Raw genomic sequence first — 13,880 nt, 5'->3', positions numbered from 1 at the left:
TGTTCCTGGATTGAATTCGAATGGCGGCTCGTTCAGCTCGCCCTATCAGTTCAGCTTTCAGTATATTGCGGACGATGCCACCGCGGCCGCCGTACAAGACGGCACCCAACAATATACGGCATACGACGCCGCCAACAACCTCACCTTCAGCGATACCGTGAATGACGGCAGCGCGACGTCACCGGCCGCCGGCTACAGCCTGACGGCCACCCGGGTGAACGTGACCCAAGGCCCGCAGGGCGCCACCGGTGCCCAGGGTGCGACCGGCGCCCAGGGTGCCACCGGCGCACAGGGCGCGACGGGCACCCAGGGCGCCACCGGTGCGCAGGGCACGACCGGCGCCCAGGGTACGACGGGTGCACAGGGCGCCACCGGTGCCCAGGGCACGACGGGCGCCCAGGGCACCACCGGCGCTCAAGGCGTGACCGGGGCTCAAGGTACGACGGGCGCGCAGGGCGCCACCGGCGCCCAGGGCGCGACGGGCGCGCAGGGCACGACCGGCGCCCAGGGCGTGACCGGAGCTCAAGGTGCGACCGGCGCGCAGGGTACGACGGGTGCGCAGGGCGCCACCGGCGCGCAGGGCGCGACGGGCGCGCAGGGCACCACCGGCGCGCAGGGCGTGACCGGTGCCCAGGGTACGACGGGTGCGCAGGGCGCCACCGGCTCGCAGGGCGCGACGGGTGCTCAGGGCACCACCGGCGCCCAGGGCGTGACCGGCGCACAGGGCGCGACGGGTGCGCAGGGCGCCACCGGCGCGCAGGGCGCGACGGGCGCGCAGGGCACCACCGGCGCGCAGGGCGTGACCGGTGCCCAGGGTACGACGGGTGCGCAGGGCGCCACCGGTGCCCAGGGCGCGACGGGCGCACAGGGCACCACCGGTGCCCAGGGCGTGACCGGCGCACAGGGCGCGACGGGTGCTCAGGGCGCCACCGGTGCCCAGGGCGCGACGGGCGCTCAGGGCACCACCGGTGCCCAGGGCGTGACCGGCGCACAGGGCGCGACGGGTGCTCAGGGCGCCACCGGCGCACAGGGCGCGACGGGCGCTCAGGGCACCACCGGTGCCCAGGGCGTGACCGGCGCACAGGGCGCGACGGGTGCTCAGGGCGCCACCGGCGCACAGGGCGCGACGGGCGCACAGGGGGCGACAGGCGCGCAGGGCGCCACCGGCGCTCAAGGTGCCACCGGCTCCCAGGGCCTACAGGGTACGACCGGTTCCCAAGGTGCCACCGGCGCTCAGGGCGTGACCGGTGCCCAGGGTGCCACCGGCGCTCAGGGCGCGACGGGCGTCCAGGGCTCCACCGGTGCCGAGGGCGTGACCGGTGCCCAGGGGACGACGGGCGCGCAGGGCGCCACCGGCGCTCAAGGTGCCACCGGCTCCCAGGGCGCACAGGGCACGACCGGTTCCCAGGGTGCCACCGGTGCCCAGGGTGCGACAGGGGTGCAGGGCGCCACCGGCTCCCAGGGTGCGACAGGCTCACAAGGTTCGACCGGTACGCAGGGCGTGACCGGCTCTCAAGGTGCGACGGGTGCACAGGGCGCGACCGGCTCCCAGGGTGCCACCGGCGAACAGGGCGCGCAGGGTGTGACCGGCTCGCAAGGTGCGCCGGGCACCACAGGCTCGCAGGGTGCGACGGGCTCCCAGGGTGCCACCGGCTCCCAGGGCGCGACGGGCTCCCAGGGTGCCACCGGCTCCCAGGGTGCGACGGGTGCCCAGGGTGCGACGGGTGCCCAGGGTGCCACCGGCTCCCAGGGTGCCACCGGCTCCCAGGGCGCGACGGGTGCCCAGGGTGCGACGGGTGCCCAGGGTGCCACCGGCTCCCAGGGTGCCACCGGCTCCCAGGGCGCGACGGGTGCCCAGGGTGCGACGGGCTCCCAGGGTGCCACCGGCTCCCAGGGTGCGACGGGTGCCCAGGGTGCCACCGGCTCCCAGGGTGCGACGGGCTCCCAGGGTGCCACCGGCTCCCAGGGTGCGACGGGTGCCCAGGGTGCCACCGGCTCCCAGGGTGCGACGGGCTCCCAGGGTGCCACCGGCTCCCAGGGTGCGACGGGTGCCCAGGGTGCCACCGGCTCCCAGGGTGCGACGGGCTCGCAGGGTGCCACCGGTCCGACGGGTGCCGATGGTGCCACGGGTGCTACCGGCCCGACCGGCCCTGTCATCTGCTTCGCGTCCGGAACGATGATCCTGACGCCGGAGGGTGAGCGTCCGGTCGAGGCCCTGCGGCCCGGCGACGCCGTCGTCACCGCTTCGGGCGAGACGGTCTCCGTCGCTTGGGTGGGTCACCGCCACCTCGACCTGCGGCGCCATCCGCAGCCCGAGCGGGCCAAGCCGGTCCGGGTCGCCGCGCACGCCTTCGGCCCCGGCCTGCCGCACCGCGACCTCGTCGTCTCGCCCGGCCACGCGCTCTTCGTCGAGGGCGTGCTGATCCCGGCCGGTGTGCTCGTCAACGGCACGTCGGTGGTGCAACTCGACCAGGCGGAGGTCATGTACCACCACGTCGAGCTGCCGGTGCACGACGTGCTGGTCGCCGACGGAATGCCCGCCGAGAGCTACCTCGATTGCGGCAACCGCGGCACCTTCGAGAACCACGACGGCCCGGTCACCCTGCATCCGGACCTCGTCGCCTCGGCGCTGAACCTGGAACTGGCCTGCGCGCCGGTCGTCCTCCACGGCCCGGTCGTCGACCGGGTCCGGGCACGGCTCGCCGCCAAGGTCGAGGTCAAGGCCGAGCGGTCGGTCCTCGCGCGCCTCTTGCGGCGGGCGTAAGACGCCGCGCCGGCCCCCGGGGCCGGCCCGACCTCCCGAGACGAACCCGGCCCGCGGCGCCCCGAAAGGCGCGCCGCGGGCCTCGTCGTGAGGGCATCGGGGAAGCGGCACTCCCGGCCCGGCCGCCTCCCGGACTCATTCTGGCATCATCTCTCCCGGCGATCCTCGGCGCCCGCCCCCACTTCACCCGGCGGCACCGCACGCGCGCCCTCACCAGGACCCCGCATGACCCCGTCCGGCCAGACCCTCTGCCTCGCGATGATCGTCAAGAACGAGGCACCGGTGATCCGCCGGTGCCTGGATTCGGTGCGCCCGCTCATCGACCACTGGATCGTCGTCGATACCGGCTCCACCGACGGCACCCAGGACCTGGTGCGGGAGATCCTGGCCGGCCTGCCGGGAGAGCTGGTCGAGCGGCCTTGGGTCGATTTCGCCCACAACCGGTCCGAGGCCCTGGCGCTGGCGCGCCCGCACGGCACCTACACCCTGGTCATCGACGCCGACGACGAACTGCTCCTGCCGCCGGGCTACGTCCTGCCCGACCTCACGGCGGATGCCTACGAGGTTACGATCACGGATATCCCGCTGAGCTACCGGCGGATCCAGGTGGTGAAGAATACCCTGCCGTGGCGCTACCGCGGGGTACTGCACGAATTCGTCGAATGCCCGGACGGGACGAACCGCGCCCTCCTCGACATCACCATGCGGCGCAACCACGACGGCGCCCGCCGCCGCGACGGCGAGACCTACCGGCGCGACGCCGCAATCCTGGAGGCGGCGCTCGCGACGGAGACGGACCCGTTCTTCATCGCCCGCTACACCTTCTACCTTGCCCAAAGCTACCGCGATTGCGGCGCCCACGAGCAGGCGGTCGCCGCCTACCTGCGGCGGGCGGATCTCGGATACTGGCAGGAGGAGGTCTATATCGCCCTCCTCGCCGCCGCCCGGTTGATGCCGGGCCTCGGGCGCCCCCTCGACGAGACACTGGCGGTCTACCGCCGAGCCATCGCGCTCGGCCCGCATCGGGCCGAAGCCGCTTACTCGGCCAGCCACGCCTGCCGCCTCGCCGAGCGCTACGAGGAGGGCTTTCGCTTTGCCGAGCCCGCCCTGCCCCTGAAGCCGCCGGAGGGCGCGCTGTTCGTCGAGCCCTGGCTCTACGAGTATGGCCTGCGGGACGAATACGCGGTCAACGCCTACTGGGCCGGCCATTACTGGCACAGCCTCGCCGCCTGCCTCGACCTGATGGCCTGCCCGACGGCGCCGGAGGGCGAGCGCAAGCGCTACGCCGCCAATGCCCGCTTCGCCCTCGAGAAGCTGCCGATCCCCATCGAGGGCCGGCGCGGCTTCCTGTCGACGACCCGCCCGGGCATCGGCCCGAGCGACCTGCCGGACTTCTGGTCCGGCCTGTCACGTACCGGGCCCTGGCTGCCGACGCGCCCGCAGGGCGGCACGGAGCTGATGCACGAGGGCCTGTCCCGGCGCCTCGGAGCGGCGCTCCAGCGCATCCATCTCTGCCTCAACGGCTACGACGAGGGCCGGGTCGACGGGCGCCCGCTCGTGGTCTGGATCCATCACGCACCCGACCAGCCGGCGGTGGCCTGGCTGCGCGACGCCGCCCGGGTCGCCCGCGTGGCGCGCTTCGTCTTCGTCTCGGAGTGGCAGCGGGCGCAGTTCCTGGCGACCTTCGGCCTGCCGCCCGAGCGCTGCATCGTGCTGCGCAACGCCACCGAGGTGCCCGAGCGCAACCGCGTGCCCGGTCATCGCCGCCCGCTCAAGGTCGCCTATACCAGCACGCCCTACCGGGGGCTCTCGGTGCTGCTGGAGGCCTGGGCGCAGGCCGCGCCCGAGGCGGCCGAGCTGCACGTCTGGTCGTCGCACAAGCTCTACGGCCCGGGCGCCGACGACGCTCCTTACGCCGAGCTCTACGCCCGCGCCCGCTCGCTGCCGAACGTGCATTACCACGGGCTCCTGCCGAACGCCGAGCTGCGCGCCGCACTCGCCGACATCGACATCCTGGCCTATCCGAACACCTTCGCGGAGACCTCGTGCCTTGCCGTCATCGAGGCGATGGCGGCGGGCTGCCGGGTGATCTGCCCGAGCCATGGGGCGCTGCCGGAGACCACCGCCGGATTCGCCCGCCTCTACCCTCACGTCGCCGATCCGGCCGAGCATGCCCGCGCCTTCGCCGACCTCCTGGCCGGGGAACTGGCCGATCCGTGGCAGGGATACCCTGAGCGCGCGGCGGCGCAGCAGGAGCATTGCCGGCAGACCTACGACTGGCGCGTGCGGGTGCCCGAGTGGCTTTCGCTCATCGACGGACTCACCGCCCCGGCGCCGAGCCCCCGCTTCACCCCGACCTTCCGCAGGGTCGAGGCGCGGCACGGCACCTTCGTGGTGGTGGAGCAGGACTTCATCGGCCGGACGATCCTCGAGACCGGCGAGTGGGAGCCGCATCTGATCGAGTTCGCCCGCCTGTTCCTCGACGAGACCTCCCACGTCGTCGATCTCGGCGCCAATCTCGGCTATCACACCGTCCGGCTCGCCGGGCTCGTCCCGCGCGGCTCGGTCCACGCCTTCGAGCCGCTCGGCCTGTGCTACGCGCAATTGCAGCAGAACGTGCTGGCCAATCGCTGCGACCACGTCCGCACCTACAAGATGGCGGTCACAGACCGGTCCGGCGACACGGTCGAGATGGAGCCGCTGGAGGCGACGCTGACGGCGGGCGGCACCGTCAATATCGGCCATACCGGGATCGGGCAGGGTGGCGACCTCGTCTTCACGGTCCGGCTCGACGACCTGCCCCTGCCGCCGGTCGCCTTCATCAAGATGGACGTCCAGGGCGCGGAAGCCGCGGCGCTCGCCGGCATGCAGGCCCTCATCGCCCGCGACCGCCCGGTACTGTTCGTCGAGATCGAGGAGCATCACCTGCGCCGGCACGGATCGAGCTCGAAGGCGGTGATCGAGCACCTGCTCGGGCTCGGCTACAGCCTCATGCGGATCCGCAACGAGTGGCCGACCGACCACGTGGCGATCCCCAACGAGCGGGCCGACCTCATCGACCGGTGCCGCGGCCAGACATTCTATGAGACCGACTGGATCGCCGGCACGCGGGTGGAGCTGCACTTCGAGACGACGCATTACTATGCGTCCGTCGTGGCCTCGTGAGGAGGCCGCCGATCTCCTGATCTCGAAGCGACCGCCCGCGCCCTTCACCAGGACCTCGCATGACCCCGTCCGGCCAGACCCTCTGCCTCGCGATGATCGTCAGGAACGAGGCGCCGGTGATCCGCCGGTGCCTGGAGTCGGTGCGTCCGCTCATCGACCACTGGATCGTCGTCGATACCGGCTCCACCGACGGGACCCAGGACCTGGTGCGGGAGATCCTGGCCGATCGGCCGGGCGAGCTGGTCGAGCGTCCCTGGGTCGATTTCGCCCATAACCGCTCCGAGAGCCTCGCGCTGGCGCGTCCGCACGGCACCTACACCCTGGTCATCGACGCCGACGACGAATTGCTCCTGCCCGAGGGCTTCGTCCTGCCCGATCTGACGGCGGACGCCTACGAGGTCACCGTCACGAATGGCCCGCACAGCTTCCGGCGGACGCAAGCGGTACGCAACACCCTGCCGTGGCGCTACCGCGGGGTGCTGCACGAGATCATCACCTGCCCCGAGGCGCGGCCCCCGGCCTTCCTGGACGTCGCCATGCGGCGCCACCACGACGGCGCCCGCCGGCGCGAGCCCGGGACTTTTCGGCGCGACATCGCCATCCTGGAGGCCGCCTTGCGGACGGAGACGGATCCGTTCCTCGTCTCGCGCTACACCTTCTATCTCGGCCAGAGCTACCGGGGCGACGGAGCCCGGGCGGAGGCGATCGACGCCTATCTGCGGCGGGCCGAGCTCGGCTTCGGGCCGGACGAGGCCTACGTCGCCCTCGTGTCCGCCGCCGACCTGATGGCGGAACTCGATCGGCCCGTGGACGAGGTCCTGGCAGCCTGTCGCCGCGCCATCGCGCTCGGCCCGCACCGGGCGGAGGCCCGCTTCTCCGCGGCCCGCGCCTGCCGTCTCGCCGGACGCTGCGAGGAGGGGTTCCACTTCGCCGAGGCCGGCCTGTCCTTGCGCCCGCCGGAGGCCGGGCTGTTCGTCATGCCGTGGATCTACGCCTGGGCCCTGCGCGAGGAGTACGCCCTCAACGCCTACGAGACCGGCCGCGACTGGCATGCCCTCGCGGCCAGCCTCGACCTGATGGCCTGCCCGACGGCGCCGGAGGCGGAGCGCAAGCGCTTCGCCGTCACTGCCCGGCGCGCCCTGGAGCGGATGCCCGTCCCCCTCGACCCGCGCCGCGGCTTCCTGAACACGACGCGCCCGGGCATCGCGCCGAGCGACCTGCCGACCTACTGGTCCGGGCAGGCGCCAGCGGCGCCGTGACCTCCGGCCCGCCATGACGACCTCGAGGGACTACGACCTCATCGCCCGCTCGGGGCTGTTCGACACCAACCATTACCTGCTCGAATCGCCCGACGTCGTCGCCGACGGCGCCGATCCGCTGGAGCATTTCTGCCGGTTCGGCGCCCGCGAGGGAAGGCGCCCGAACCTCTACTGCGATCCGGGCTGGTACGCGGCCCTGTATCTCGACGGAAATCCGGAAGACGTGAACCCGCTCTGCCACTATATCCGGATCGGCGAGCGGGCGGGCTTGCGGCCGCTCCCCTATTTCGAGCCGGCCTGGTACGCGCGCACCTATCGCCTGCGCCGGGGCGCCTCGCCGTTGCGGCACTACCTCGCGCATCGCCGCAGCCAGCTCTACGCGCCCAATGCCCGCTTCGACCTCGCCCATTACCTCGCGCGCTACGGCGGCGAGATCGGCCCCAACCGGGACCCTTTCGCGCATCTGCTCCGGCACGGCGCGCGGCGGGACCTCGATTCGTCGCCGGATTTCGACGCGGCCGCCTATCGCGCGCGCCACGGCCTGCCGACCCGGCCGGCCTCGGCCCGCGTCGCCGACCAGGAGGCGTGCAACCCGCTGGTCCACCGCCTGACGCGGGAGGCGGACGAGGAGCAGGCCCGGCGATCGGGTGCGGGACGGCTTGCGTGGTGGCAACGGCTCCTGCGCGGGGTCTGATGCGGGATGCCGGAGACCGGCATCCCGCACGGCCTTGCCTCAATACGGCTTCAGCTTCGTCAGCGCTCCGAACGAACCGCGGCCGGACAGGAACGCCACCGCGATCCACGGACAGACGAAGACCAGGAAGAACAGCAAGCCCATCACGAGCCTCCCTTCGGTTGCATCATGCTCAACCCCATCAATGCCGCGCGGCCGGCGGGGGTTGCACGCCGGACCGTGGGTCGAGCCGCGCCCTACTCGGACCCGGCCGGCTCGTCGCTGTCCCGGGCGCGGTGGAGCAGGAAGATCGACACCACCATCACCAGGATCAGCCCGGCCAGAACGCCGAGCTCGATCATCGAGGCGCGAAACAGCGCCTCCTTCTGCGCGTTCCACTCGCTGGCATGCATCTGCTCGGCGGTCTGGAGCGTGAGCACGAGGACGCGCCGGATCGAGGCGATCAGCCCGACGATCAGGAACGGCTCGCAGGTCAGCCGGCCGGAGCGCATCGACACCCGCACCGTGTGCAGGATCTCGACCAGCATCAGCAGGAACAGCAGCCGGTCGACCACGTCGAGGAGCTGCGCGGCGGCGCCGACGGACGTCACCGCCTTGAGGGTCATGCCGGCGGCATCGATCAGCGCCATCACGGCGGTCAGCGCCAGGAGCACGCCCAGCGCGGCGTAGATCGCGTGCTCGGTGTGCAGGAAGACGAAGGCGGAGAGCCGGGTGAGCCATCCGCCCTCCTTCTCGGCTTTCTCCAGTTTCGCGGTCTCCACCATGACGGTCTCCGGGGAACGGTGCTCGGCCTTGGGATGGGCGGGCGCGCCGGCTCAGCCTTGCGGGCGGGGCATGCGGAAGGGCAGCATGAACCGCACCAGCGGGTGGGTGAGCCGGTCGAGGTCGAGCGATTCGTGGACCGGCCGCACCGCCTCGCCGCAGATCCGCGCCGCGAGCAGCGAGCGCGAGTAGAACGGCGCATCCTCGAAGCGGCGCAGCAACGCCGCCCGGCCGTCGTCGCTGCGGGTGGCGCGCGGCAGGCGCCAGAGCGTGCGCGGGAGCGCGGCCGGGACCGGCGGCGCGATCGGGCGCGGGGTGCCGTCGGGGTCGAAGCGCAGCGACAGGTCCTGGCGGCTGCCGTCGCGCCGCTCCACGTCGTACAGGATCGCCGCGCCGTGCGTCAGCGTCGAGCGCGACCAGGTCCAGCTCCTGAACGACTGTTCCAGCGGCACGTCGCCGTCGTTGGTGTCGAAATAGGCGTGGCCGCTCCAGTTGAGCGAGGGCCTGTCGAACGCGACCTCGGCCCGCGAGGAGGGCGCGAGCGGCCACCAGCGTTGGCGGCCCTCGCCGTCGAGGGTGAAGGGGCCGGGCGTGAACCCGCCGGGCCGGACCCGGATCGTGCCGGAGAGCCGGGCCGGCAGGGGGGTCGTCACCTCGTCGACCCGGATCGTCAGGGTGGTCCCGTCCCAGTCGAGGGAACTCGGGCCGATGGCGAGCGAGGTCGCGGTGCGGCTGACGTGGCGCCGGCTGCGCTCGGTCATCGCCCAGGCCTTGGGCCTTCCGTACAGCACCACGTTGACGGCGGAATGGTTGATCGGGTCGCCGCGCCCGCTCCAGGCGTAGTAGGGCGAGAACACGCTGCCGAGGAACGCGATGACGGTCAGGCCGTGCGCGCCGTCGTCGCTCACCGCATCGACGTACCACCAGGCATAGCCGCCCGGCGCGACGGGTAAGTCGAAGCGAGGTCCTGCAACACGCTCGCCGCCGCGAGCCGGCCCGATTGCGCCGCCATCGGCACCCCCGGTCCCGGATGGACGCTGCCCCCCGCGAGATACAGGCCCGGCAGCCGCGTGCGCGCCCCCGGCCGGCGGAACGACGCCATCCAGCCGTGCGAGGCCCGGCCGTAGAGCGCTCCCCCCGTCGCCGGGAACAGCGTCTCGAACTCCGCCGGCCCGGTGACCGTCCGCGCCGTCTCGGCGATCGTCAGGCCGCAGGCGGAGAGCCGCCGGCTCATCGTGTCGTGGCATCGGGCGATCTCCTCGGACGACAGGGCGGCGCCGGTGGCCGGCGCGTTGACGAGGCAGAGCAAGGCTTCCGGCGTCGTCGACGGCACGCCGTCGTCGCCCCGATCCTGCGCGCAGACATAGACGGTGGGATCGCGCGGCAGGCGGCCGGCGCGAAGGTCGGCGAACTCGGCGGCGTAGTCACCCGAGAAGAACACGTTGTGGCGCACGAGGTCGAAGCCGTCGGGCCGGCCCGCCACCGCGACGGTCACGGCCGAGAGCGAGCGTTCGTGGATCGGGACCGGATCGACCGCCCGGGCGGGGGCCTCCCCGAACAGCCCGTCGGCCAGCGCCGCGGCGTCGGCATTCGCCACCACCCGGGTTGCCGGCAGCCGCTCGCCGGTGTCGAGGGTGACGCCGGTCACCCGTCCGCCCTCGACCGTGATGCCGGTCGCGGCGATACCGTAGCGGAGATCCGCCCCGCGCTCGCCCGCAAGCTCCGCGACCGCTTCCGCCAGCCGGGAGAGGCCGCCCGCGACGGTCCACACGCCCTCCATCTCGACATGGGCGACCAGCATCAGGGTTGCGGGAGCGGCAAACGGCGAGGAGCCGCAATAGGTGGCGTAGCGGCCGAAGAGCTGGCGCAGGCGCGGATCGTGAAAGTATTCGCCGAGCGCCGACCACAGGGTGGTGAAGGGCTGGATGCGCATCAGCCCGCCGAGGCCCCGCGGCCCGGCCCGGATCGCGAGATCGACGGGCCCCGGCCGCTGGCCGCGGATGAACGGCTCGTCGAGCGTGCGGTAGATCTCGCCCGCCCGGGCGCGGAAGCGCCGGAAGCCCTCCGCCTCCCGCGCGCCGGCGAAATCGGCGATGGCCGCCGCGGAGCGCTGCGGATCGGCGAAGAGATCGAGGCGCTCGGGCCCGCTCCAGGCGTGGCGGGCGAGGATCTCGGCGGGGGCGAGAGCCACCCGGGCGCCGAGATCCGCGCCGCACTCCGAAAAGATCTCCTCGAAGATCCAGCGCATGGTGAAGACCGTCGGGCCGGCCTCGACCGCGCACGGCCCGGCCGGGACCCGGCGCATCTTGCCGCCGGGACGCGCCGATTTCTCGACCAGCGTCACCGGCAGTCCGGCGGCGGCGAGCGTCAGCGCGGCGACGAGCCCGCCGATTCCCGCCCCGATCACCACCACCCGTTCGTCGGCCACGCCGTTGATCTCCCGCCGCAACAGTGTCAATCTAAGTTGACACTGCGAGATGTTCAAACGAAATGACACGCGGGAGAGACGCCATGGAACTCCTCACGGACGGCCTCGCGAACGGACTCATGGATGACGGCCGGCGCATCGAGCGGGCCCTCGACGTCGCCGTGTCCTACGCGGAGGCGCCCGGCGCGCCGCCGCGCCTGGCGGAGGCGATCCGCTACGCGGTGTTCCCGGGCGGGCACCGCATCCGGCCGCGGCTCTGCCTCGCGGTGGCGCGTGCCTGCGGCGACGACGATCCGGCGACGGCGGATGCGGCGGCGGCCGCGATCGAGCTCCTGCACTGCGCCTCGCTGGTCCATGACGACCTGCCCTGCTTCGACGACGCGGCGTTGCGGCGCCAGAAGCCGACGGTCCACGTCGCCTATGGCGAGCCGGTGGCGCTCCTCACCGGCGACGCCCTGATCGTGCTGGCCTTCGAGACCCTGGCCCGCGGGACGGTGCGTCGGCCCATGCGCCTCGCGGCGCTCGTCGGGCTGGTCGCCCGGGCGGTGGGCTCGCCCGCCGGCATCGTGGCGGGGCAGGCCTGGGAATCCGAACCGCAGGTCGGGCTCTCGGTCTACCAGCAGGCCAAGACCGGCGCGCTGTTCGCCGCCGCCACCGTGACGGGGGCCGCCGCCGCCGGGGCCGAGCCGATGGGCTGGCGGCTCCTCGGCGAATATCTCGGCGAAGCCTACCAGGTCGCCGACGACCTGCGCGACGTCGCCTGCCGGCAGGAGGAGATCGGCAAGCCGGTCGGCCGCGACGTGACCCTCGGGCGGCCCAACGCGGCGGCGCTCCTCGGCATGGACGGGGCGCTGCGCCGCCTCTCCGACCTCGCCCACGAGGCGATGGAGGTGATCCCGGACTGCCCCGGCGTCGCGGCGTTGCGGGAGGAGATCCTGGCCCAGACCCGGCTGTTCCTGCCGGCGCGGCTGGCGCAGAGCCTGGTGGCGTAGGCGATGGCCGGGGTGGCTCGCCCCCGAACCCTCCCCCTTCTGCAAAGGACTGTCCGGGGACAGGAAAAGGCGCGGGTTTCCCCTCTCCCCGCGGGCGGGGAGAGGGCTGCGAACCCCTTGTTGGGTTCGCAGCGAGCCCGCAGGGCGAGGGTGAGGGGGTGTTTCCGGATGAGACTCCTCCGGCACCACCCCCTGACCCTCGCTCCGCCTGCGCCTGCGCTTGCCGACGACACGACAAGGTGTCGTCGGCCCTCTCCCCGCCCGCGGCTTGCAGATTCACACAACGCCTCTGACGTCCGACCCTTTTTAAAAGCGGACGCTTTCCCCTCCCCCTTGTGGGGAGGGGTTAGGGGTGGGGGTGGTGCCGCGTATGGCTTGCGGTGCCTTCTGCACCACCCCCACCTCCAGCTCCTCCCCACAAGCTTGAGCGATCTCGGGCAAGCCCGAGATCGCCTGGGGAGGAGAGGCGCGCTACCTTCAAAGGGGAAAAACGCTCGAACCGAGATATGTGAATGCGATAGCCGCCCGCGGGGAGAGGAGATTGCCCGCGACAGACCTTTCCACGGACAGCCCTGCGCAAAGGGGGGAGGGCCATGAAGCCCGCCCCGCACGCCCTTCCGGCCACCCCGGTCGCTCCACCGCCCTGGCGCGACCGCCTCCTCGCCTGGCGCCACCGCCTGATCGCCAGCCCACGCTTCCAGCGCTTCGCCGCCGCGTTCCCGCTCACCCGTCGAATCGCGCGACGCAACGCCCGGTCCCTGTTCGATCTCTGCGCCGGCTTCGTCTATGCGCAGGTGCTCGCGGCCTGCCTGCGCCTCGACCTGTTCCGGATCCTCGCCGACGGGCCGATGACCCCGGATGATCTGGCCCGCCGCCTCGACCTGCCGCCCGACCGGGCGCTCTGCCTCCTGCGCGCCGCCGCGTCCTTGAGCCTCCTGACCGCCCTGCGCGACGGGCGCTTCGCCCTCGGCGATCTCGGCGCGGCGCTCCTCGGCAACCCGTCCGTCGCCGCGATGGTCGCCCACCACGCCATGCTCTACGACGACCTGCGCGATCCAGTGGCGCTGCTCCGCGGCACGCACGGGCCGACGCGGCTCTCGGGCTACTGGGCCTATGCGGGCACGGACGACCCGGCCGCCATCGATGCGGCTTCGGTCGAATCCTACAGTGCCCTGATGGGCGCATCGCAGGCGTTGGTCGCCCGCGACATCCTCGAGGCCTATCCGCTCAAGCCTCACGCCCATCTCCTCGATGTCGGCGGCGGGGAGGGCGCCTTCGCGGTCGAGGCGGCGCGCAGCGCCCCCCAGTTGCACGTCACGCTGTTCGATCTGCCGCCGGTCGCCGCCCGGGCCGAACGGCGCTTTGCCGCCGAGGGGCTGGCGGGACGCATGACCGCCCGCGGCGGCAGCTTCCATGACGGGCGACTGCCCGGCGCCGACGCGGTCTCGCTGGTGCGCGTGATCCACGACCACGACGACGGACCCGCCCTCTCCCTCCTGAGGGCGGCCCGCGAGGCGCTCCCGCCCGGCGGCACGCTGCTGCTCGCCGAGCCGATGGCCGGCACCCCGGGCGCCGAGCCGATCGGCGACGCCTATTTCGGGTTCTACCTCCTCGCCATGGGCAGCGGCCGGCCGCGAACGGCGGCCGAACTGACCGCGATGCTGGAAGCCGCCGGATTCGCGCGGGTGCGCGAGTGCCGGACCCGGCGCCCGATGCTGGTCCGCCTGCTCGTCGCCACGGCCCCCCGGGAGCCATCCGCCGCAAAAGTGTAAAGTAAACTTGACGCCTATCGCCGTCCATCTAAGATGACGATTGC

At 72.9% G+C, this 13,880-nt stretch carries 9 protein-coding genes; 6 read left to right on the top strand and 3 right to left on the bottom strand.

Going from position 1 to position 13,880, the window contains the following annotated elements; translation table 11 throughout:
- Positions 1–157 precede the first annotated feature (157 nt).
- The 4 genes from AC3AOF_RS25705 (at position 158) to AC3AOF_RS25690 (ending at position 7,882) form a co-directional block, all read left to right on the top strand.
- Positions 158–2,764 carry a Hint domain-containing protein gene (locus AC3AOF_RS25705; RefSeq protein WP_488346868.1) on the top strand — a complete coding sequence of 869 codons (2,607 nt, stop codon included), beginning with the start codon at positions 158–160 and terminating at the stop codon, positions 2,762–2,764.
- A 225-nt stretch (positions 2,765–2,989) separates the two neighbouring features.
- A complete protein-coding gene (locus AC3AOF_RS25700; RefSeq protein WP_488346867.1) occupies positions 2,990–5,929 on the top strand; it encodes an FkbM family methyltransferase in 2,940 nt (979 codons plus the stop codon).
- A 59-nt stretch (positions 5,930–5,988) separates the two neighbouring features.
- Complete coding sequence (locus tag AC3AOF_RS25695; RefSeq protein WP_236988204.1) at positions 5,989–7,188, top strand: glycosyltransferase; 1,200 nt, start codon at positions 5,989–5,991, stop codon at positions 7,186–7,188.
- Between the two features lie 13 nt (positions 7,189–7,201).
- On the top strand, positions 7,202–7,882 hold the full coding sequence (locus AC3AOF_RS25690) for a hypothetical protein (protein ID WP_488346866.1): 681 nt from the start codon (positions 7,202–7,204) through the stop codon (positions 7,880–7,882).
- Positions 7,883–8,118: 236 nt separating this feature from the next.
- Here the strand turns inward: AC3AOF_RS25690 and AC3AOF_RS25685 are convergent, their stop codons facing one another.
- Genes AC3AOF_RS25685 through crtD form a run of 3 tightly spaced genes read right to left on the bottom strand, consistent with a single transcriptional unit; the run spans position 8,119 to position 11,072 of the window.
- Positions 8,119–8,646 (bottom strand): phosphate-starvation-inducible PsiE family protein, encoded by a 528-nt coding sequence (locus AC3AOF_RS25685; protein ID WP_236988206.1) that lies wholly within the window; start codon positions 8,644–8,646, stop codon positions 8,119–8,121.
- Positions 8,647–8,697: 51 nt separating this feature from the next.
- Positions 8,698–9,552 carry a carotenoid 1,2-hydratase gene (locus tag AC3AOF_RS25680; protein WP_488346865.1) on the bottom strand — a complete coding sequence of 285 codons (855 nt, stop codon included), beginning with the start codon at positions 9,550–9,552 and terminating at the stop codon, positions 8,698–8,700.
- Positions 9,549–11,072: a 1-hydroxycarotenoid 3,4-desaturase CrtD gene (crtD, locus tag AC3AOF_RS25675; RefSeq protein ID WP_488346864.1), complete on the bottom strand. Its 1,524-nt coding sequence runs from the start codon at positions 11,070–11,072 to the stop codon at positions 9,549–9,551. Before crtD ends, AC3AOF_RS25680 begins: the two co-directional genes overlap by 4 nt.
- A 119-nt stretch (positions 11,073–11,191) precedes the next feature.
- Between crtD and AC3AOF_RS25670 the strand changes: the two genes are divergently transcribed.
- Positions 11,192–12,064 carry a polyprenyl synthetase family protein gene (locus tag AC3AOF_RS25670; protein ID WP_488349056.1) on the top strand — a complete coding sequence of 291 codons (873 nt, stop codon included), beginning with the start codon at positions 11,192–11,194 and terminating at the stop codon, positions 12,062–12,064.
- A 593-nt stretch (positions 12,065–12,657) separates the two neighbouring features.
- Positions 12,658–13,836: a methyltransferase gene (locus AC3AOF_RS25665; RefSeq protein ID WP_488346863.1), complete on the top strand. Its 1,179-nt coding sequence runs from the start codon at positions 12,658–12,660 to the stop codon at positions 13,834–13,836.
- Positions 13,837–13,880: the final 44 nt, after the last annotated feature.

The organism is Methylobacterium sp. 142-1Y (assembly GCF_057747795.1).
This window is presented reverse-complemented; position numbering and strand designations above follow the sequence as displayed.

What these genes read in the sequence shown, in the direction of transcription:
- AC3AOF_RS25670 (WP_488349056.1), top strand. Translation starts at nt 11,192, where the DNA reads ATGGATGACGGCCGGCGCATCGAGCGGGCCCTCGACGTCGCCGTGTCC.
- AC3AOF_RS25685 (WP_236988206.1), bottom strand. Translation starts at nt 8,646, where the DNA reads ATGGTGGAGACCGCGAAACTGGAGAAAGCCGAGAAGGAGGGCGGATGG.
- AC3AOF_RS25690 (WP_488346866.1), top strand. Translation starts at nt 7,202, where the DNA reads ATGACGACCTCGAGGGACTACGACCTCATCGCCCGCTCGGGGCTGTTC.
- AC3AOF_RS25700 (WP_488346867.1), top strand. Translation starts at nt 2,990, where the DNA reads ATGACCCCGTCCGGCCAGACCCTCTGCCTCGCGATGATCGTCAAGAAC.
- AC3AOF_RS25665 (WP_488346863.1), top strand. Translation starts at nt 12,658, where the DNA reads ATGAAGCCCGCCCCGCACGCCCTTCCGGCCACCCCGGTCGCTCCACCG.
- AC3AOF_RS25695 (WP_236988204.1), top strand. Translation starts at nt 5,989, where the DNA reads ATGACCCCGTCCGGCCAGACCCTCTGCCTCGCGATGATCGTCAGGAAC.